16 protein-coding genes and 1 tRNA gene are annotated in these 18,323 nt (G+C 67.3%); 10 read left to right on the top strand and 7 right to left on the bottom strand.

The features are described 5' to 3' along the window. Positions 1-38: 38 nt before the first annotated feature. The 4 genes from ABZ789_RS14880 to ABZ789_RS14895 form a co-directional block, all read right to left on the bottom strand. Positions 39-566, bottom strand: a complete 528-nt coding sequence (locus ABZ789_RS14880; RefSeq protein ID WP_358424892.1) for a MarR family transcriptional regulator — start codon at positions 564-566, stop codon at positions 39-41. 71 nt (positions 567-637) lie between these two features. Continuing rightward, entirely contained in the window at positions 638-1,786 is a 1,149-nt protein-coding gene (locus ABZ789_RS14885; protein WP_358424894.1) for a sulfotransferase, read from the bottom strand. An 11-nt stretch (positions 1,787-1,797) separates the two neighbouring features. Continuing rightward, complete coding sequence (locus ABZ789_RS14890; RefSeq protein ID WP_358424896.1) at positions 1,798-2,589, bottom strand: SDR family oxidoreductase; 792 nt, start codon at positions 2,587-2,589, stop codon at positions 1,798-1,800. Further along, positions 2,586-3,752, bottom strand: a complete 1,167-nt coding sequence (locus tag ABZ789_RS14895) for a hypothetical protein (protein ID WP_358424898.1) — start codon at positions 3,750-3,752, stop codon at positions 2,586-2,588. The genes ABZ789_RS14890 and ABZ789_RS14895 overlap by 4 nt, the downstream gene beginning before the upstream one ends. 82 nt (positions 3,753-3,834) lie before the next feature. Between ABZ789_RS14895 and ABZ789_RS14900 the strand changes: the two genes are divergently transcribed. The 5 genes from ABZ789_RS14900 (at position 3,835) to ABZ789_RS14920 (ending at position 9,836) form a co-directional block, all read left to right on the top strand. Further along, positions 3,835-4,797, top strand: coding sequence for a helix-turn-helix domain-containing protein (locus tag ABZ789_RS14900; RefSeq protein ID WP_358424900.1), 963 nt, complete (start codon positions 3,835-3,837; stop codon positions 4,795-4,797). Between the two features lie 88 nt (positions 4,798-4,885). Then, entirely contained in the window at positions 4,886-5,818 is a 933-nt protein-coding gene (cysD, locus tag ABZ789_RS14905) for a sulfate adenylyltransferase subunit CysD (RefSeq protein ID WP_358424902.1), read from the top strand. Next, entirely contained in the window at positions 5,818-7,662 is a 1,845-nt protein-coding gene (gene cysC / locus ABZ789_RS14910) for an adenylyl-sulfate kinase (protein ID WP_358424904.1), read from the top strand. The genes cysD and cysC overlap by 1 nt, the downstream gene beginning before the upstream one ends. Beyond that, positions 7,652-8,782: a 3'(2'),5'-bisphosphate nucleotidase CysQ gene (locus ABZ789_RS14915; protein ID WP_358424906.1), complete on the top strand. Its 1,131-nt coding sequence runs from the start codon at positions 7,652-7,654 to the stop codon at positions 8,780-8,782. The genes cysC and ABZ789_RS14915 overlap by 11 nt, the downstream gene beginning before the upstream one ends. 52 nt (positions 8,783-8,834) lie before the next feature. After that, positions 8,835-9,836 carry an MBL fold metallo-hydrolase gene (locus ABZ789_RS14920; protein ID WP_358424908.1) on the top strand — a complete coding sequence of 334 codons (1,002 nt, stop codon included), beginning with the start codon at positions 8,835-8,837 and terminating at the stop codon, positions 9,834-9,836. A gap of 113 nt (positions 9,837-9,949) precedes the next feature. On the opposite strand, the gene ABZ789_RS14925 is transcribed toward ABZ789_RS14920, so the two are convergent. From ABZ789_RS14925 to ABZ789_RS14935, 3 genes are all read right to left on the bottom strand, one after another. Further along, a tRNA-Arg gene (locus ABZ789_RS14925) sits at positions 9,950-10,025 on the bottom strand. 106 nt (positions 10,026-10,131) lie between these two features. After that, positions 10,132-10,836: a DUF305 domain-containing protein gene (locus ABZ789_RS14930; RefSeq protein WP_358424910.1), complete on the bottom strand. Its 705-nt coding sequence runs from the start codon at positions 10,834-10,836 to the stop codon at positions 10,132-10,134. A gap of 2 nt (positions 10,837-10,838) precedes the next feature. Then, a complete protein-coding gene (locus ABZ789_RS14935; RefSeq protein ID WP_358424912.1) occupies positions 10,839-11,660 on the bottom strand; it encodes a DUF3105 domain-containing protein in 822 nt (273 codons plus the stop codon). 157 nt (positions 11,661-11,817) lie between these two features. On the opposite strand from ABZ789_RS14935, the gene argS reads away from it, so the two are divergent. From argS to thrB, 5 genes are read left to right on the top strand one after another with little or no spacing between them, the layout of a single operon-like run. Continuing rightward, on the top strand, positions 11,818-13,470 hold the full coding sequence (gene argS, locus ABZ789_RS14940; RefSeq protein WP_358424914.1) for an arginine--tRNA ligase: 1,653 nt from the start codon (positions 11,818-11,820) through the stop codon (positions 13,468-13,470). After that, on the top strand, positions 13,467-14,888 hold the full coding sequence (gene lysA, locus ABZ789_RS14945) for a diaminopimelate decarboxylase (protein ID WP_358424915.1): 1,422 nt from the start codon (positions 13,467-13,469) through the stop codon (positions 14,886-14,888). The genes argS and lysA overlap by 4 nt, the downstream gene beginning before the upstream one ends. 38 nt (positions 14,889-14,926) lie before the next feature. Next, positions 14,927-16,213 carry a homoserine dehydrogenase gene (locus ABZ789_RS14950; RefSeq protein ID WP_358424962.1) on the top strand — a complete coding sequence of 429 codons (1,287 nt, stop codon included), beginning with the start codon at positions 14,927-14,929 and terminating at the stop codon, positions 16,211-16,213. Then, complete coding sequence (gene thrC, locus ABZ789_RS14955; RefSeq protein ID WP_358424917.1) at positions 16,210-17,301, top strand: threonine synthase; 1,092 nt, start codon at positions 16,210-16,212, stop codon at positions 17,299-17,301. Before ABZ789_RS14950 ends, thrC begins: the two co-directional genes overlap by 4 nt. Before the next feature lie 37 nt (positions 17,302-17,338). Beyond that, positions 17,339-18,268, top strand: coding sequence for a homoserine kinase (gene thrB, locus ABZ789_RS14960; RefSeq protein ID WP_358424919.1), 930 nt, complete (start codon positions 17,339-17,341; stop codon positions 18,266-18,268). Positions 18,269-18,323 lie beyond the last annotated feature (55 nt).

The following is an 18,323-nucleotide window of genomic DNA, read 5'->3' on the forward strand; positions in this document are numbered from 1 at the left end:
CGCCCCGAATCGGGGCGGCCCTTCGCCGTATGCGACTCTCACCACTTCGTGGGCGCACCGCCGGTGTCGAAATCACCCGCGTCGTGGCGCATCGTGGCGATGATGCGCAGCAGGGTGTCGATATGTTCATCGGGAATACCGGGCCGGGCGAAGACCTCCGCGTTGAGTTTCTCGGTGGCCTGGATCGCCAATGCTCGCCCCTCGTCGGTGAGTTCGACGAGCGTCGCCCGTCGATCGCTCGGATGCGGGGTGCGCCGAACCAGTCCGGCCTTCTCGAGGCGGTCGACGGCGTTGGTCACGCTGGTCGGGTGGACCTGCAGACGCGCGCTCGCTTTCGCCATCGGCAATGCGCCGGACCTGGTGAAATGCAGCAGGGTGAGCAGTTCGTAGCGTGCGAAGGTCAGGCCGAACGGTTTGAGCACTTCCTCGACGCGGGCCATCATGATCTGCTGCGCCCGCATGACCGACGTCACAGCGGCCATGCCGTCGGCCACGTCACCCCAGCCGTGTTCGGTCCACTGGCGGTGGGCTTCGGCGATGGGATCGAGCGGGAGTGGTGCGGGCATACCTTCGATCATCCCACGTTGAACGTGCAGGTCGGCAGGGGACACCGTTGGCGTGCCGGTTTTCCGCGGGCTCAGCGGTATGCGTAGTCGGGGAATCGTTCGTCGACCTCGTCGACGGACAGTCCGAACTCCTCGAGTGTGTAGCGGTGCGCGGGTTTCCTTGCTCCGCTACGGCTTTCTTCGTGCAGTTCGGCCATGGCCCGTTCGGCTCCGGTGGTCAGCGGAAGACCGAAACGGTCGTACAGGGCACCGACGGTGCCGAGGGGGTCGGCGACGAAGTCCCGGTAGTCCACGTCGGCGAAGCGGGCCGGATCGTGCCGGCGACGTGCCGCGGTGAAGTGGTCGAAGCCTCGCGTCCACAGGTCGAGCTGACTTCGGCCGATCGTCTCACCGACGAAGACTTCCGACCACCCCTCGGTCGCCTGTGCCGCGAGACTGCACACCGAGGGAATCACGGCGCGCGGATCGCGGTGCGTCACGATCACGAGCGCGTCCGGGTAGACCGTGAGCAGTTCGTCGAGCGCGAACAGGTGACTGGGATTCTTCAGCACCCACCGCTTGCCGGCATCGGGCAGGCCGATGAGCTGCAGGTTTCTGCGGTGCCGGGCGTAGGCCGCGGTCCAGTCCTGGGCCGCGAGCCACCGGGAGTAGGTGGGCAGGTGTGCGAGGCATTCGTAGGAGATCGAACGGAACGACTGGCGCAGCAACTGCCAGCATTCCTCTACCTCCGCGGCCGACATGTAATGCACGCCCATGAATTCGGGGTGCTCGACGTGGTGCTGTGCGAATCCCGCCTCGATCCCGGCGAAGACCGGATTGTCCGCCCACGTCTCGCGGGGAGGTCGTGGCTGCGGCATCTCGGTCAGCCACATTTCCAGTCCCTGATGGGCGGGATCCGCCGCGAGCAGTCGGTGCAGCGCGGTGGTGCCTGTGCGGGGGAGGCCGGTCACGAAGATCGGCCGGGTGATCGGGACGTCGGCGTGCTCGGGGTGCCGGGTCCAGGCCGACTCGGACAGCAACCGTGCGACCAGGGCTCCCCGAAGAAACACCCGCGACATCTTGCTCCCGAGCGGGGTCAGCCTCTCGTCCTGTGCGTAGGACTCGAGCAGCACCTCCAGCGCTTCACGGTAATCGTCCTCGCCGAAATCGGTCGAGCCAGTCAATCGACTCGCCGAGACGTGCAGGTCCTCGACGGTGCCGACGGTGGTGCGCTCGCTCATGTGTGTCCTGTTCAGTGGTGGTATTCGCCGCAATTGACGTCGAGGCACTGGCCGGTGATCGCCGACGCCATCGGTGAGGCCAGGAAGATCACCGCATCCGCGATCTCCTCGGTGGTCGGCAGGCGCCTCAGATCCGAAGCGGCCGCGGTGTGCTCGTAGATCTGCTCGACGGTGGTGCCGTATTTCGCGGCTTGATGCTCGAAGTATCCCTGCAGAATCGGACCCCAGATGTAGCCCGGTGCAACGGAGTTGACGCGAATGCCCTTCGGTCCCAGCTCGGTCGCGAGCGACTGCGACATCGCCAGCAGGGCCGACTTGGCGAGTTTGTAACTGCCGTAACGTTCCTGGGAGTGACGCAGCACCATCGAGTTGATGTTGACCACCGAGCCCCCGGATTCGGCGAGGGCGGGGGTGAACAGTTGCGTCAGTCGCAGCGCGCCGAGGACGGTGAGCTCTACGCTGTCACGGATCTGCTGGAACTCGGTGCGCGCCAAAGGCTTCATGGAAGGAACCGAGAAGGCGTTGTTGACCAGGACGTCGACGCGCCCGAACTCGGAGACCGCCCGCTCTACAAGGGCGGCTGCAGACTCGTCGTCGGTGATGTCGGTGGGAACGGCCGCTGCCCGGCGGCCTGTGCTCTCGACCTCCGCCGCCACCTTCTCGAGCCGCTCCCTGGTGCGGGCGGCGAGCACCACGTCCGCACCCTGGGACGCGCACCGCAGCGCGAGCGTGTGGCCCAGACCCGGCCCGACACCGGAGATCACCACGACCTGATCGCGGAGCAGTTCCGCAGCCGCGCTCATGCGAGCATCCGATCGGCGACGGCCCGCTGACGTGCCGCGATGCGTTGTGCCCAAGCCTCCGGGGTGATGCGGTTCGCTTCGTGGAAGGGCAGAGCGTCGGCCAACCGGTCGAACGGGACCACCTCGGCCGTGGGACCGTCCGCGGCAGTCAGTTCGCGGTCGAGGCGTTGCCAGCGGAACTGCAGAATGCCCCGGCTGCGGCCCAGGGTCTCGACCCAGTTGGCCAGTCCGGGGTTGCGGCCCGAGACCACGATCCGGACCATCCCGTCGGGATCGACCTGTGCCTGAGTGTTGTTCAGCGAGGTCTGATGGTGCACGTAGTCCAGTGAGATGTACCAGAGGCTGCCTATCTGGAAACCCAGATAGGGCGCATCGCTCGCGGGCACGGTCAGGACCATGGCTTCGTCCTCACCGAGATCGAAATGACCCACCGACGAATACTGCGTGTCGAGCCCACCGGGCGTCCGCCGTGGTTCGGTGACGGTGTTCACCGGCAGTTTCAGGTAGAACCACTCGGGGAACTGCAGCCAGGTCTTCACACGCGAAACCAGGGCCCGACCGGCGCGTTCGTATCGGGTGACCGCGTCCTGGTGGGTGGGTTCGGGTGCAGGTGAGCCGAGGGAGTCGAGCCGGTGGATGCTCAACGTTCCGCGGCGCTGCGTCCAGTCGCTGTAGACCTCGCGGACCACGAGCTGGGACGAGCCGGGGGCGAGGGAGAAGTAGTTCCGTTCGGGGTCGCGTGGTCCGGGACCGAACCGCACCTCGAAGGTGCCGTCGTCGGCGATGTTCAGTGCGCGATCGTCGAAGGCCGTGACATTTCCGGGCACGTCCGCATCGGTGTAGTTGCCGGCGAGGACCTGGAAACTCAGATCGCAGGTCGTTCCCCGCCGCCCGGTGACGAGATACTCACCGTCCTCGCGTATCGACGCGCCCCAGTAGAGCGTGTCGGGGTTGTCGAGGCCCATCTTCGTGTAGGGGCCGGTTCCGGTGAGGAATACGGGGTGGGTGCGGCTGTGCGCCCAGGCGGCGTGCACACACGCGGAGATCCCGCCCGCCAGATATCCGTATCCCTCCACCAGATCCTGTTCGGTGCGGATATGAGGGGCGGTGGCGACGAGTTTCTCGGCCTCGGCTATCGCCGCGGTGAGTGGATCGGTGAGCACTGCGATCTCCTGTGGTCCAAATATGTACCGCTGCGGTAGTCTTCCGTGGAGCCGAGAGTAGAACGTGTTCCAGGGAGGGTCAATGGGGGAGCGGTCCGGGGCGCTCGGCGACGGAAGTGACCGATCCAGCACCGCCCGCCGGTCGCCGCCGACGGAACGCGTCGTGCAGGTGCTCGACCACCTCGTGGCGCGACCCGGTGTTCGATTCGGATTGTCCGAACTGGCAAGGGAGCTCGGCCTGAGCAAGCCCACCTGCCTGGGGATCCTCACCGCGCTCGCCGATGCGGGCTATCTGGTCCGCGACCCGGTCGACAAGGCGTACGGGCTCGGGCCGGCCCTGATCGTCGCAGGTCGTGCTGCGCAACGCGGCTCGGCGTACGGGCCCGTCGTGCATCGGCATCTGGTCCCACTCGCCGAGAGATTCGAGATGATGTGCTCCGCATCGGCGGTCGTCGGGGATCGCATCGTGGTGCTCGACGTCGTCGGTGGCGACGGTGCGCCGTCGGTTGCGCAGGTGGGAGAGGTGTACCCGTTCGCGCCCCCGGTGGGATTGATGTACGTCCTGTGGGACACCGACGAGCGCATCGAGCAGTGGCTGCGGCGGGAGCCGACCCTGCCGGTGGCCGTCGACCGTGAGGGCCTCGGACGAATCGTGGCCGAATGTCGGCGCTCGGGCTTTCTCGTCGAATCCCTCACTCCCGGCGGTCGCCGCCTCTATGCACTCATGGCAGGCGTGGTCTCGCACGACCTGGCACCGGAGCTGCGGGAGATGCTTGCGGAACTGGTGTCCAGTCCCGGCGAGCGCGTGTTGTTGCCCGACGCTTTCCGTGCGGGCGAGCCGCGAGCCGTCAATCTCGTGGCGGCCCCCGCCTACGGCCCCGACGGACATCAGGCGCTCGTGCTGGCCCTGCACGTCGAGCGGCAACTCGACGCCGCCGAGGTCGAACGGTGCGCAACGGCGCTCGTCGCGGCCGCGGAAGCGATCACCGCCGAGCTGGGCGGGCGGCACCCGCTGCGCCGACCGGACACCCGGACGGGTCGTTGACCCGGAATTGAAACTCGTTCTACTGTGGGGCTGAAGACTTCGACCGCGTCGGTACACATATGTACCGCGCCGGGCTGAGAGGGCGCGGATGACCACGGTGCCGCCGCAACGACCGCCGATCTACGAACTGCCACTGCTCGGGGCGCTCGAAGCCGAGTCCGTGCACATCTTCCGTGAGGTCGCCGCGACCTTCTCCCGACCCGTTCTGCTGTTCTCCGGCGGCAAGGACTCCGCGGTGATGCTCCACCTCGCGGCCAAGGCGTTCTGGCCCGCCCCCTTGCCCTTTCCCGTGCTGCACATCGACACCGGGCACAATTTCGACGAGGTGATCGACTTCCGCGACCGCACCGTCGCCGAACTGGGGTTGCGCCTGATCACGGCCTCGGTGCAGGACGATCTCGACGCCGGACGGTCCGTCGAGGACGTCGGACCCGGTGCGACACGTAACCGACTGCAGACCGGAACTCTCCTACGGGCCCTGCGTGAAGGGGGATTCGAGGCGGTCTTCGGAGGCGCCCGTCGGGACGAGGAGAAGGCACGCGCCAAGGAACGCATCTTCAGCCTGCGCGACGAGTTCGGGCAATGGGATCCGAAGGCGCAACGCCCGGAACTGTGGCAGCTGTACAACGGCCGGCATCGCCGCGGCCAGCACGTGCGGGTGTTCCCGCTGTCCAACTGGACCGAACTCGACATCTGGCGGTACATCCGCGACGAAGGAGTCGATCTGCCCTCCCTGTACTACGCCCACCGCCGTTCCGTCGTCGAACGCGACGGAATGCTGCTCGCGCACACCCGCTTTCTCACCCTGCTACCCGGTGAGACGCCGCGCGACGGCCACGTCCGGTTCCGCACGGTCGGTGATGCGACGTGCACAGGCTGCGTCGAGTCCGTCGCCACGACAGCGGACGAGGTGGTCGCGGAGGTCGCGGCCAGTCGTGTCACCGAGCGTGGCGCGACGCGAGCCGACGACCGGATCTCCGATGCCGGGATGGAAGACCGGAAGAGGGAGGGATACTTCTGATGTCCCGCCTCTTGCGTATCGCTACCGCCGGGAGTGTCGACGACGGCAAGTCCACTCTGATCGGCCGGCTGCTGTTCGATTCGAAGGCCGTCTTCGAGGACCAACTCGAGGCGGTGACGCGCACCAGCTTCGATCGCGGTGCCGACCGCGCGGATCTGGCCCTGCTCACCGATGGTCTGCGCGCCGAACGTGAGCAGGGCATCACCATCGATGTCGCCTACCGCTACTTCGCTACGGCGCAGCGTACGTTCGTCATCGCCGACACACCCGGTCACGAGCAGTACACGCGAAACATGGTCACCGGAGCGTCCACGGCGGATCTGGCGCTCGTCCTCGTCGACGCGCGCAAGGGCGTCGTCGAGCAGACCCGCCGGCACGCTTTCCTCGCCTCGCTGCTCGGGGTGCGCCATGTGGTGTTGTGCATCAACAAGATGGACCTTGTGGGCTGGTCGCAGCGCAGATTCGATGAGATCTGCGACGAGTTCCGGAATTTCGCAGCGAAACTCGATGTCCCCGACCTCGCCTTCGTTCCCCTCTCGGCGCTGCACGGCGACAATGTCGTCTCCCGGACCGTGAATATGCCGTGGTACGAGGGAACTTCGCTGTTGCATCATCTCGAACAGGTGCACATCGCCTCGGACACCAACCTGATCGATGCGCGACTGCCCGTGCAGTACGTGATCCGTCCGGGTGGCGATGGTGAACACCGCGACTTCCGGGGTTACGCCGGAACGGTCGCTGCGGGCGGATTCGCACCCGGTGACGAAGTGGTGGTTCTCCCTTCCGGTTTCGGAACACGGGTGCGGAAGCTGTGGGGGCCCGGCGGAGTGACGCTCGATCACGCGTTCGCCGGCGCGGCGGTATGCGTCGAACTCGAGAACGATCTCGACGTCGGACGCGGCGACATGCTGTGCCGTCCCAACAACCGCCCGCTCGTCGGCTGTGGGATCGATGCCATGGTGTGCTGGTTCGACGAACGCACCAGCCTCGAACCCGACGCCCACTACGTCCTTCTGCAGACCACTCGATCGACCGCCGCACGTGTGGCCCGTCTGGACTATCGGCTCGACGTCAACTCGCTGCATCGTGACGAGGCCGCGAACTCACTCCGTCTCAACGAGATCGGTCGTGTGCAACTGCGCACGCAACAACCCCTGCTGTTCGACCCCTACCGACGTAATCGCACCACCGGAAGTTTCGTCCTGGTCGACGAACACAGCGGGAACACCGTCGCTGCCGGGATGATCACCGGACCTACCCTGGCCGACAGCCAGGTCGTGTGGCACTCGGCTGCCGTCTCGCGTTCGGAACGGGGGAGAGGCGGTGCGACCGTCTGGCTCACCGGCCTGTCTGCCTCCGGCAAATCCACGGTGGCCGTCGAACTCGAACGACGGCTGATCGCCGCCGGTGTCCCCGCCTACCGCCTCGACGGCGACAATCTGAGGCACGGACTCAACGCCGATCTCGGCTTCGGGCCGGAGGACCGGGCGGAGAACGTACGGCGCGTCGGGGCCGTGGCGCAACTGATGGCCGACGCAGGTCTGGTCGCGATCTGTGCGCTCATCAGCCCGTACCGAGAGGACCGCGACCGCGTGCGCCGGCACCATGAGGAGACCGGCCTCCCGTTCTACGAGGTGTTCGTCGACACGCCGCTCGCGGAGTGCGAGGCGCGCGATCCCAAGGGCATGTACGCCCGGGCACGTGCAGGTGAACTGACCGGCTTCACGGGGATCGACGATCCCTACGAGCCACCTCGTGATCCGGAGTTGGTGCTACGTCCCGCAGACGGAACTCCTGCGGCGAAAGCCGAGCTCGTCGTGCGATTGTTGAGCCATGACCGATGACGCTCAGCTCGACGATGCCCGGCTCGCCGCCGAGACGGCCTCCGGCGCAGGAGAACTGCTTCTGACCGTCCGTGCCATAGAGGGAGACGCTCTCGGCGGCCGTGAGCTGGGTCGTCGTGGTGACCGCGCGGCCGACACCTACATCCTCGAGCGTCTGGCCGCAGCGCGTCCGGGCGATGCGGTGCTCTCGGAGGAGTCGGCCGACGATCCGGCGCGGGTGGGGGCCGACCGGGTCTGGATCATCGATCCGCTCGACGGATCGAAGGAATTCGGGATGCCCGAGCACGTCGATTGGGCCGTCCACATCGCGTTGTGGGAGGCGGGCAAAGGCCTGACCGCCGGTGCGGTTGCCCAGCCCGCCCTCGGTCTCGTCCACAGCACGGACGACGTGCCACCGCCCCCACCTGTCGTGCGGCGTCGTCCACGCATCGTCATCAGCGGGAGCCGGCCGCCGGCTTTCGTGTTCGATCTCGCCCGAGACCTCGATGCCGACCTGATCCGGATGGGTTCGGCGGGTGCCAAGGCGATGGCGGTCGTGCGCGGCGAGGCCGATGCCTACATCCACGCCGGAGGGCAGTGGGAGTGGGATTCGGCGGCGCCGGTCGCGGTCGCGCGCGCCGCAGGGCTGTACTGCGCCCGGGTCGACGGCAGCGAACTGGAGTACAACCGGCCGCATCCGTATCTGCCCGATCTGGTGATCTGCCGGAAGGAGTGGTCGCCGGAGGTGACGGCCGCTCTCGCACGTCATGCTGTCGGTCCCGGCGACAGTCCTCGGGTGGCGATGGCGCGCGCCTACATCCGGTCCTTGGTGAGCCACGATGCATCCCATGTGCGTCTTGCAGCCGACGCCTGGCGGGTCGAGAACGGGGAGCGGACCGGGGACAGCGGAGGTGAGATCCGCGACCGCCTCGAGCACGGTCCGGAATACCGGCCGATCCGCAGGATTCGCGATCTGCAGTTCCACGAATGGCACCACAGTGTCGTCGCGCGATTCGTTCTGGACATCGCGGCAGGGCCGAATTCGGAGATTTCCGTGGCGGTGACCGAACACTTCGATATCCCGGCGGGTGAGATCAGATCCATCGTGGCGATCATCGAACCCCATCCGGGAAACAATTGAACTCATTGCTGTAGCTTTCGAACGAAAGCCACACGATCGAGAGGCAGCACCGATGGTCGAAGCACGCGATATCGGAGACGGCATCCATGTCGTTCCCGTCCCGGTGGCGGACCTGCCCGTCGGCGACACCCAGGTCTACGTGATGGAGTCCCCGCGCGGCGTCGTACTCGTGGATGTCGGCTGGAACGACGACCGCTCGTGGGCGGCGCTGCAGGACGGCCTGGCCACGGCGGGCCTGTCGGTGACGGACGTCGAAGGCGTGGTCGTCACGCACTTCCACCCCGACCACGTGGGCCTCACCGGTCGTATCCGCGAGGCGTCGGGGTGCTGGGTCGCGATGAACGAGGCCGACTTCGCTCATCTCGAGGTCATGATGTCCGATGCGGATCGCCGACCCGAGGAAGCCGAACTGATGCGCCGCGCCGGCGCGCCCGAATCCGCGATCGAAGAGCTGCTCGCCACCGTCGTCCCGAAAGTCGGCCGGCCCGATTCGCTTCCCGACCGCAAACTCGGCCCCGACGAGACGATCCCCCTGTCGGGCCGTGTCCTGCGCACGGTACTCACACCCGGGCACACCGCCGGTCACGCGTGTTTCCTGCTCGAAGAGCACGGGGTGCTCTTCAGCGGGGACCACGTCCTCGCGACCACGACCCCGCACGTCGGCGAGTTCGATTTCCCTCTGCCGCAACGGGACGCGCTGGGGGAGTACCTCGACTCGCTACGCGCGGTCGCCGACCTGCCCGTACGCCGCGCACTTCCGGCGCACCGACGCCAGATCAACGACCTGCCGCACCGCGTCGGCGAACTGATCGCCCACCACGACCAGCGCCTCGACGACCTCTACGACGCGTTCGGCGACGAGGAACTCACGCTGTGGGACGCCACCGCGCGCATGCGCTGGTACCGGCCGTGGGACGAGACACCGCTGCACGGTAAGAGGATGGCGCTCGCGGAAGGTTCGGCGCACGTACGTCAGCTCATCGAACGCGGACGGCTCCGGCGCATCCCGGGTACCGACCCGGCGCGGTTCGTGCGTATCGGCGAGAGCCGCTGAGGGGCTTTCGCCGCGCCGCCCTGCGCAACCGTCACGGGGGCCCACACTGCTCATCGCCGGAAACCGGCCGTAGACACGACGAAGGCCCCGCTTCGTGTGAAGCGGGGCCTTCGTGGTGCCCTCGGCAGGATTCGAACCTGCGACTTCTTGCTCCGGAGGCAAGCGCTCTATCCCCTGAGCTACGAGGGCATCCGGACCACCGGATGACCGGAGGTGCGGGAGTTAGCCTAGCGCATCGAGCGCTCAACTCCACATCTGCAGGTCAGAGCCGGTTTCGGGCCGGGATTTCGATTGTTCAGTTCAACGGCAGAGGTTCGGCGCCGCGTTCGGCGAGCAGCGACCTCATCAAATCCGACTCACCCTGCTGCGTGGCAACCATCGTGCCGGCCAGATTGCGAACCGCCGGGGTGCTCGCGTACTGCTCGCCGTACTCCATCATCGATAGGCCACCCTCGTGATGTCGCAGCATCAACTGGAGGAACAACACGTCCAGTTCGAGTCCGCGCGCCGCCCGCAGATTCGCGAGGTCCTCGGAGGTGGCCATACCCGGCATCAGGTGCGCGGCGGCGGAATTCCCGGTGTCCTCGGACGTGCCGTGACTGCCGTGGTCGTGGCCGGTCTCGGTCATCCACGCCATGTACTCACCGCTGGGCAACGTCGGTTGTCCCCACAGCGACAACCAGCCCTGCATCTGACCGATCTGGTTCTGCTGGGTGGTGAGGATGTCGTACGCGATGTTGCGGATTCGATCGTCCTCCGAATTGGCAACCGCGACCGCCGCCATCTCGACAGCCTGGTTGTGGTGCACGATCATGTCCTGCGCGAATCCGACGTCCACCGAACCTGCCACCGGCGTCGCCGGGGTCGAATCCTCGAAGGGGATCCGGGCGAGGAAACCCGCGAGGAAACCCACGGCGACGGCGGCGACGGTGAGCAGCACCAGCAGCAGCCGGTTGTGTTCCCTCGGCTCGGGGGAGAACGTGTCCGGCGAGGCGCTCATCGTCAGCTCCCGGCCGGGGCCTGCTGCATGTCGCCGACGGTCTCCGCGTTCATCGGCACTGCGTCGGGGCCGGGCTCCGAGGCGTCGAACGGCGGCGGGTTCGCCGGATCGAACGAGCCGGGGATGGTCGAGCAGCTGGCACCGACCTCCGGATAGGTGTACTGGTTCGTCCGCAGTGCACTGATGAACTGATCGATGCGTTCGTCATCGGCACTGTCGAGCTTGAGCTGGTGGCCCCACGACTGCAACGAGATGGGGGCGTCGAGCCCCGGGTACGGCGACATCAGCGTGTAGGTGCGGCCGTCGACCTTCGACCGGAGCGTGTCGAGAGCCGCGTCGTCGACCAGATCGGGGTTGTACGCGATCCACACCGCACCGTGCTCGAGCGAGTGCACCATGTGCTCGGTCCGCACCGGCTGCTCGTACACCGTTCCGGTGCAGGTCGCCCAGACCGAATCGTGGGGACCACCGAACGGCGGCGAGTGGTCGTAGGCGACCCGCTGGCCGGGTGCGACGTGCACGCCGGCCGGGTAGTCGATCTTCAGGACGCCCTCGATGTCGTCCGAGGGATCCTGGTTGGACTCCGACGGCGTCCAGGCCGACATCTCCTGCTGATTCTGGTACTTCGGGATCAAGCTCACAGCGATGACGGCGACCAGCACGACAACAATGGCCACACCACCGATCGTCAACCACGGAATCTGACGCTGGGCGGGGACGCCGCGCGCGCCACCACTCTTCTTCTTGGCGGCCTTGATCGCCTTCGACGACTTGGCTCCGGTGTTCTTGTTACCGGAGCCGCCACTTACCGAACCGCTGGGCATCGCTGTGTGCTCTTTCGACGGGTGGACAGACGGACGTGCGCCCATCGGGGCGCACAAACACTCACAACTCTACGGGCGTGCCGGAGATCGGCGCCCCGGAGCGGCCGGTAGGGGGAGCGTCGCCGCCACTATTCACCAGCCAATAGGATGGATACCTGTGACTCCCTCCGACCTTGCCCAGCTGCTCCGCGGAACCGCTGCCGGTGTCCTCACCGACCGTGGTCTCGACGCGTCCGTTCTTCCCGAGACCCTTACTGTCGAGCGCCCGCGCAACCCGGAGCACGGCGACTACGCGACCAACGTCGCGATGCAGGTCGCGAAGAAGGTCGGTGCCAATCCCCGCGAACTCGCCACCTGGCTCGCCGAGGCCCTGACCGCAGCTGACGGCATCGACTCGGCCGAGGTCGCAGGCCCCGGCTTCCTGAACATCCGCCTCGCCGCGGACGCTCAGGGAGCCATCGTCGCCAAGGTGCTCGCCGAGGGCGACGCCTACGGCAACGGGCGCGACCTCGCGAACACGAAGATCAATCTCGAGTTCGTCTCCGCCAACCCCACCGGCCCTATCCACCTCGGTGGCACGCGCTGGGCCGCGGTCGGCGACGCGCTCGGACGCATCCTCACCGCGCAGGGCGGCGAGGTCACCCGCGAGTACTACTTCAACGACCACGGCGCGCAGATCGACCGCTTCACCCGGTCGCTCATCGCCGCCGCACTCGGACAGCCCGCGCCCGAGGACGGTTACGCCGGCGCCTACATCGTCGACATCGCCTCCTCCGTGCTCGAGCAGCGACCCGAGGCCCTCGACCTCCCGGAGGACGAGCGGCACGAGACGTTCCGCTCGATCGGTGTGGAACTGATGTTCGCGCACATCAAGCGCACCCTCCACGAGTTCGGCGTCGACTTCGACGTGTACTTCCACGAGAACTCCCTCTTCGAGAGCGGAGCCGTCGAGAAGGCCGTCGAGACCCTGAAGGCGTCCGGCAAGCTGTACTTCGAAGACGGCGCATGGTGGCTCAAGAGCAGCGACTACGGCGACGACAAGGACCGCGTCGTCATCAAGTCCGACGGCAATGCCGCATACATCGCCGGTGACATCGCCTACTTCCAGGACAAGCGCTCGCGCGGCTTCGACCTGTGCATCTACATGCTCGGTGCCGACCATCACGGCTACATCGGGCGTCTGAAGGCCGCCGCGGCGGCGTTCGGCGACGATCCCGACACCGTCGAGGTGATGATCGGCCAGATGGTCAACCTCGTCCGCGGTGGCGAGGCCGTGAAGATGAGCAAGCGGGCCGGCACCGTGATCACCCTCGACGACCTCGTCGAGTCGATCGGCGTCGATGCCGCCCGCTACTCGCTCGTGCGTTCCTCGGTGGATCAGAGCATCGACATCGATCTCGAACTGTGGGCAAGCACCACGAACGAGAACCCCGTCTACTACGTGCAGTACGCCCACGCACGCCTGTCGTCGATCGCGCGCAACGCCGCCGATCTGGGTCTCACCCACGACGGCGCCGATTTCTCGCTGCTCACCCACGAGCGCGAGGGAGACCTCATCCGCACCCTCGGCGAGTACCCCCGCGTCCTGGCGAAGGCTGCCGAACTCCGCGAACCGCACCGCGTCGCGCGCTATCTGGAAGAACTCGCGGGCACCTACCACCGCTTCTACGACGCGTGCCGGATTCTGCCGCAGGGCGATGAAGAAGCCGGGCCCCTGCACACCGCGCGACTCGCGTTGTGCGCCGCCACGCGGCAGGTCCTCGCCAACGGCCTCGGTCTGCTCGGCGTCAGTGCTCCGGAGCGGATGTGAACGCGCACCCGGCGGGACCGCGTCACGCTCAGATCCCGCACGCCCCGAACCTGCCCGAGCGTCCCTCCGGTACAGAGGCTCTCAACGCCCTCGTCCCGCATGTGTGGCCGCGTAACGCCGCGCGTGGCGACGACGGTGTCATGCGCATCGCCGGCATCCCGGTCACCGAACTCGCCGAGAAGTACGGCACCCCGCTCTTCGTCGTCGACGAGGACGACTTCCGGTCCCGCTGCCGGGAGATCGCCGAGGCCTTCGGACCGTCGGCGAAGGTGCACTACGCGTCGAAGGCATTCCTGTGCAGCGAGATCGCGCGGTGGGTCCATCAGGAAGGACTCTCCCTCGACGTCGCGTCCGGTGGTGAGCTCGCGGTCGCCCTGCACGCCGGCTTCCCTGCCGAGAAGATCGCGATGCACGGCAACAACAAGTCGGTCGACGAATTGCGCACCGCCGTCGGCGTGGGTGTCGGGCACATCGTCCTCGACTCGCTCGCCGAGATCGACCGGCTCGACACGATCGCCGGTGCGGCCGGTGTCGTCCAGGACGTGCTCATCCGGGTGACCGTGGGCGTGGAAGCACACACCCACGAGTTCATCTCCACCGCGCACGAGGACCAGAAGTTCGGGCTCTCGCTCGTCGGAGGCCACGCCATGGAGGCGGTGCGGCGCGTGTTCGCCACCGACAACCTCCGCCTCGTCGGCCTGCACAGCCACATCGGCTCGCAGATCTTCGACGTGGACGGCTTCGAACTCGCCGCGCACCGCGTCATCGGGCTCCTGCGTGACATCGTCGCCGAGTTCGGTGTCGACAAGACCGCGCAGATGAACATCGTCGATCTCGGCGGTGGCCTGGGCATCTCGTACGTGCCGAGCGACGACCCGCCGCCGGTGGCCGACCTCGCCGCGAAACTGACCGATATCGTCCGCAACGAGTCCGCACTGGCGGGGCTTCCCGCCCCGACCCTGGCTGTCGAACCCGGCCGGGCCATCGCCGGACCGGGCACGGTGACGCTCTACGAGGTAGGAACCCTCAAAGACGTCGAACTCGGTTCCGGTCACGTCCGCCGGTACATCAGCGTCGACGGCGGCATGAGCGACAACATCCGCACCTCGCTGTATCAGGCCGAGTACGAGGCACGCCTCGTCTCCCGCGTGAGCGACGCCGAGCCGGTCGTCTCGAGGGTCGTCGGCAAGCACTGTGAGAGCGGCGACATCGTGATCCGCGACGCCTGGATGCCCGACGACATCGCAGCCGGTGATTTACTGGCGGTCGCGGCGACGGGTGCATACTGCTACTCGATGTCGAGCAGGTACAACCTGCTTCCTCGCCCCGCCGTCGTGGCGGTCAAGGACGGTGTCTCGCGGATCCTGCTACGCCGCGAGACGCTCGAAGATCTGCTCAACTTGGAGGTTTCGGAGTGACCAGTGCAACGGCGACCGATGCTTCGGGCCGGCGTCCGGTGGGTGTAGCGGTTCTCGGCCACGGCACCGTGGGTGCCGAGGTCGTGCGGATCATCCGTGACGACGCCGCCGACCTCGAGGCGCGAATCGGCGCCCCCCTCGAGTTGCGCGGCGTCGCGGTACGCGACGACTCCCGCGACCGGGGTCTGCCCGACGAACTGGTCACGACGGATGCCGAGGCGCTGATCCGCAGGGACGACGTCGACATCGTCGTCGAACTCATCGGTGGTATCGAGCTTCCCCGCACACTCGTGCGCACGGCGCTCGACGCCGGCAAGTCCGTGGTCACCGCCAACAAGGCACTGCTCGCCGCCTACACCGGTGAACTGGCCGAGGCCGCCGAGGCGCGCAATGTCGATCTGTACTTCGAGGCCTCCGTGGCCGGCGCGATACCGGTGATCCGCCCGCTCACGCAGTCGCTCGCGGGTGACCGGGTCAATCGGGTGGTGGGCATCGTCAACGGCACCACCAACTACATCCTCTCGGCCATGGACGAGACGGGCGCGGACTATGCCGAGACGCTCGCCGAGGCGAGTCGGCTCGGGTACGCCGAGGCCGACCCCACAGCAGACGTCGAAGGTTTCGACGCGGCGTCCAAGGCGGCGATCCTCGCGTCGATCGCCTTCCACACCCGCGTGACCGCGGCCGATGTCTACCGCGAGGGGATCTCGTCGATCACCGCCGCCGACCTGACCTCCGCTCGTGCGCTCAACTGCACGATCAAACTGCTCGCGCTGTGCGAACGCGTTCCGTCGGTGGGCGGGAAGGAGCGCGTGTCCGCCCGCGTCTACCCGGCGCTCGTGCCCCGCGAACATCCGCTGGCGTCGGTCAACGGCGCGTTCAACGCCGTCGTCGTCGAGGCGGAGTCCTCGGGCCGTCTCATGTTCTACGGCCAGGGAGCCGGTGGCGCTCCCACCGCGTCCGCGGTGATGGGCGACCTGGTGATGGCTGCCCGCAACCGTGTGCAGGGTGGCCGCGGTCCGCGCGAATCGAAGTACGCGAAGCTCGAGATCGCGCCCATGAGCGACATCCTCACTCGCTACTACGTCAACCTGAAGGTCGCCGACCGCGCCGGCGTGCTCTCGGCGGTCGCCGCAGAGTTCGCCACGCGCGACGTGAGCATCGCAGCGGTCCGCCAGGAAGGGGCCGGTGATGCGGCCCGACTGGTGGTGCTGACTCATCAGGCCACCGACCGTGCGCTGGCGGACACCGTCGCAGCGCTCGACAAACTCGAATCCGTAATTGCTGTGACCAGCGTCCTGAGACTGGAGGGATCCGCCGAATGAGCGCGGCCGAGAAGAACACAACCCCCGTGCACACACCGTGGCCCGGCCTGATCGAGGCGTACCGTTCGCGTCTGCCGATCGGCGACGACTGGAAGACGGTCACCCTGCACGAAGGTGGCACGCCGCTGATCCCCGCCCCTCGCCTGTCGGAGATCACCGGCTGTGAGGTCCACGTCAAGGTCGAGGGACTCAATCCCACCGGTTCGTTCAAGGACCGGGGTATGACGATGGCGGTCACCGAGGCCCTCGCCACCGGCAAGCAGGCCGTGCTGTGTGCGTCCACCGGCAACACCTCGGCCTCGGCGGCGGCCTACGCCGCGCGTGCCGGCATCGGCTGCGCGGTCCTCGTGCCGCAGGGCAAGATCGCGATGGGCAAGCTCGCCCAGGCCGTGATGCACGGCGCGAAGATCGTGCAGGTCGAAGGGAACTTCGACGACTGCCTGGAATTGGCCCGCAAGACCACCGCGGAGTTCTCCACCATCGGTCTGGTCAATTCCGTGAACCCGGTCCGCATCGAGGGCCAGAAGACCGCTGCCTTCGAGATCGTCGATGCTCTCGGCGACGCCCCCGACGTGCATGTGCTTCCCGTGGGCAATGCCGGGAACATCACGGCCTACTGGAAGGGCTACAGCGAGTACGCAGCGGACGGGATCAGCACACGCCGGCCGCGGATGCTCGGTGTTCAGGCTGCCGGTGCCGCACCGCTCGTCCTCGGACATCCGGTGAAGGATCCGGAGACGATCGCGACCGCCATCCGGATCGGTGCTCCTGCCTCGTGGAACGGGGCCGTTGCCGCCAAGGAGGAGTCGAACGGCGCGTTCCGCGCCGCCACCGACGAGGAGATCCTCGAGGCGTACCGCTTGCTGGCGAAGTCCGAGTCGATCTTCGTGGAGCCCGCCTCGGCCGCATCCATCGCAGGTCTGCTGGCGGCGAGCAAGGAAGGCTGGCTCGAACGCGGCCTGAAGGTCGTGTGCACCGTGACCGGAAACGGCCTCAAGGACCCCGACACGGCGCTGCGTGATGTGCCGGTGGTCGAGCCGATCCCGGTCGACCCGGTCGCGGTCGCCTCAGCGCTCGAGTTGGCCTGAGTTGACCGCCACGCCTTCCTCCGTTGGGAAACAGGACATGACGCAGACGTTGCCCGTGGGGCTTTCGGTGACCGCCCGAGTGCCCGCCTCGAGCGCGAACCTCGGGCCCGGCTTCGACTGCTTGGGCCTCGCCCTCGGGTTGTATGACGAGATCACCGTCACGACAACGGCTTCCGGGCTCGACGTCCGGGTGGAGGGGGAAGGCGCGCAGGAGGTCCCCTGGGGACCGTCGCATCTCGTCGTCCGTGCCGTCGAGCGCGGGCTCGAAGCTGCGGGTGTGTGGGCCGACGGATTGGAGGTCGTGTGTCACAACGTCATCCCGCACTCCCGGGGACTGGGCTCCTCCGCTTCGGCGGCGGTGGGTGGACTGGCGGCGGCCAACGGTCTCGTCCGGAAGATCGCTCCTGAACGCGTCCTCGACGACGAGCAGCTCGTGCAGTTGGCGTCCGAGTTCGAAGGCCACCCCGACAATGCGTCCGCCAGTGTGCTCGGCGGCGTCGTGGTGTCGTGGACGGAGGCCGACGTCGATTCCGAGCAGCGGTCCTATCGGGCGGTCTCCCTGCCCGTCCACCCGGAGATCAAGGCGTATGCCTTCGTTCCGTCGGTCCGCTCGTCCACGGCTCACACCCGCGGTCTGCTGCCCGAACTCGTCCCGCACCGTGATGCGGTGTTCAACGTCAGCCGGGCAGCCCTTGCGGTCGTGGCGCTCACCGAACGCCCCGAACTGCTCATGTCGGCGACCCAGGATCTGCTCCATCAGGGGCAGCGGGCGCCCGCGCTCCCACTCACCACTAAGTGGGTGGCTGCATTGCGCGAAGAGGGGATTCCTGCCGTCGTTTCGGGTGCCGGACCGACGGTTCTCGCGCTGACGACCTGTGTGCTCCCCGACGAAGTGAGGGCTGCGGCCGAGGCCGACGATCTGAGGGTGCTCGCCCTCGAGATCGCCGAGGGCGTTCAGGTCGACTGAGACCGGCGCAGGGTGCCGAATCGGGGGTGGACGGTGGCGCAACACACACGTTTCT

This window comes from Rhodococcus sp. NPDC047139, assembly GCF_040643435.1.
Lineage (GTDB): Bacteria > Actinomycetota > Actinomycetes > Mycobacteriales > Mycobacteriaceae > Rhodococcus.

Excerpts from the sequence above, each read along its gene's own strand:
- ABZ789_RS14880 (WP_358424892.1), bottom strand. The coding sequence starts at position 566 with ATGCCCGCACCACTCCCGCTCGATCCCATCGCCGAAGCCCACCGCCAG.
- ABZ789_RS14885 (WP_358424894.1), bottom strand. The coding sequence starts at position 1,786 with ATGAGCGAGCGCACCACCGTCGGCACCGTCGAGGACCTGCACGTCTCG.
- ABZ789_RS14890 (WP_358424896.1), bottom strand. The coding sequence starts at position 2,589 with ATGAGCGCGGCTGCGGAACTGCTCCGCGATCAGGTCGTGGTGATCTCC.
- ABZ789_RS14900 (WP_358424900.1), top strand. The coding sequence starts at position 3,835 with ATGGGGGAGCGGTCCGGGGCGCTCGGCGACGGAAGTGACCGATCCAGC.
- cysD (WP_358424902.1), top strand. The coding sequence starts at position 4,886 with ATGACCACGGTGCCGCCGCAACGACCGCCGATCTACGAACTGCCACTG.
- cysC (WP_358424904.1), top strand. The coding sequence starts at position 5,818 with ATGTCCCGCCTCTTGCGTATCGCTACCGCCGGGAGTGTCGACGACGGC.
- ABZ789_RS14915 (WP_358424906.1), top strand. The coding sequence starts at position 7,652 with ATGACCGATGACGCTCAGCTCGACGATGCCCGGCTCGCCGCCGAGACG.
- ABZ789_RS14920 (WP_358424908.1), top strand. The coding sequence starts at position 8,835 with ATGGTCGAAGCACGCGATATCGGAGACGGCATCCATGTCGTTCCCGTC.
- ABZ789_RS14930 (WP_358424910.1), bottom strand. The coding sequence starts at position 10,836 with ATGAGCGCCTCGCCGGACACGTTCTCCCCCGAGCCGAGGGAACACAAC.
- ABZ789_RS14935 (WP_358424912.1), bottom strand. The coding sequence starts at position 11,660 with ATGCCCAGCGGTTCGGTAAGTGGCGGCTCCGGTAACAAGAACACCGGA.
- thrC (WP_358424917.1), top strand. The coding sequence starts at position 16,210 with ATGAGCGCGGCCGAGAAGAACACAACCCCCGTGCACACACCGTGGCCC.
- thrB (WP_358424919.1), top strand. The coding sequence starts at position 17,339 with ATGACGCAGACGTTGCCCGTGGGGCTTTCGGTGACCGCCCGAGTGCCC.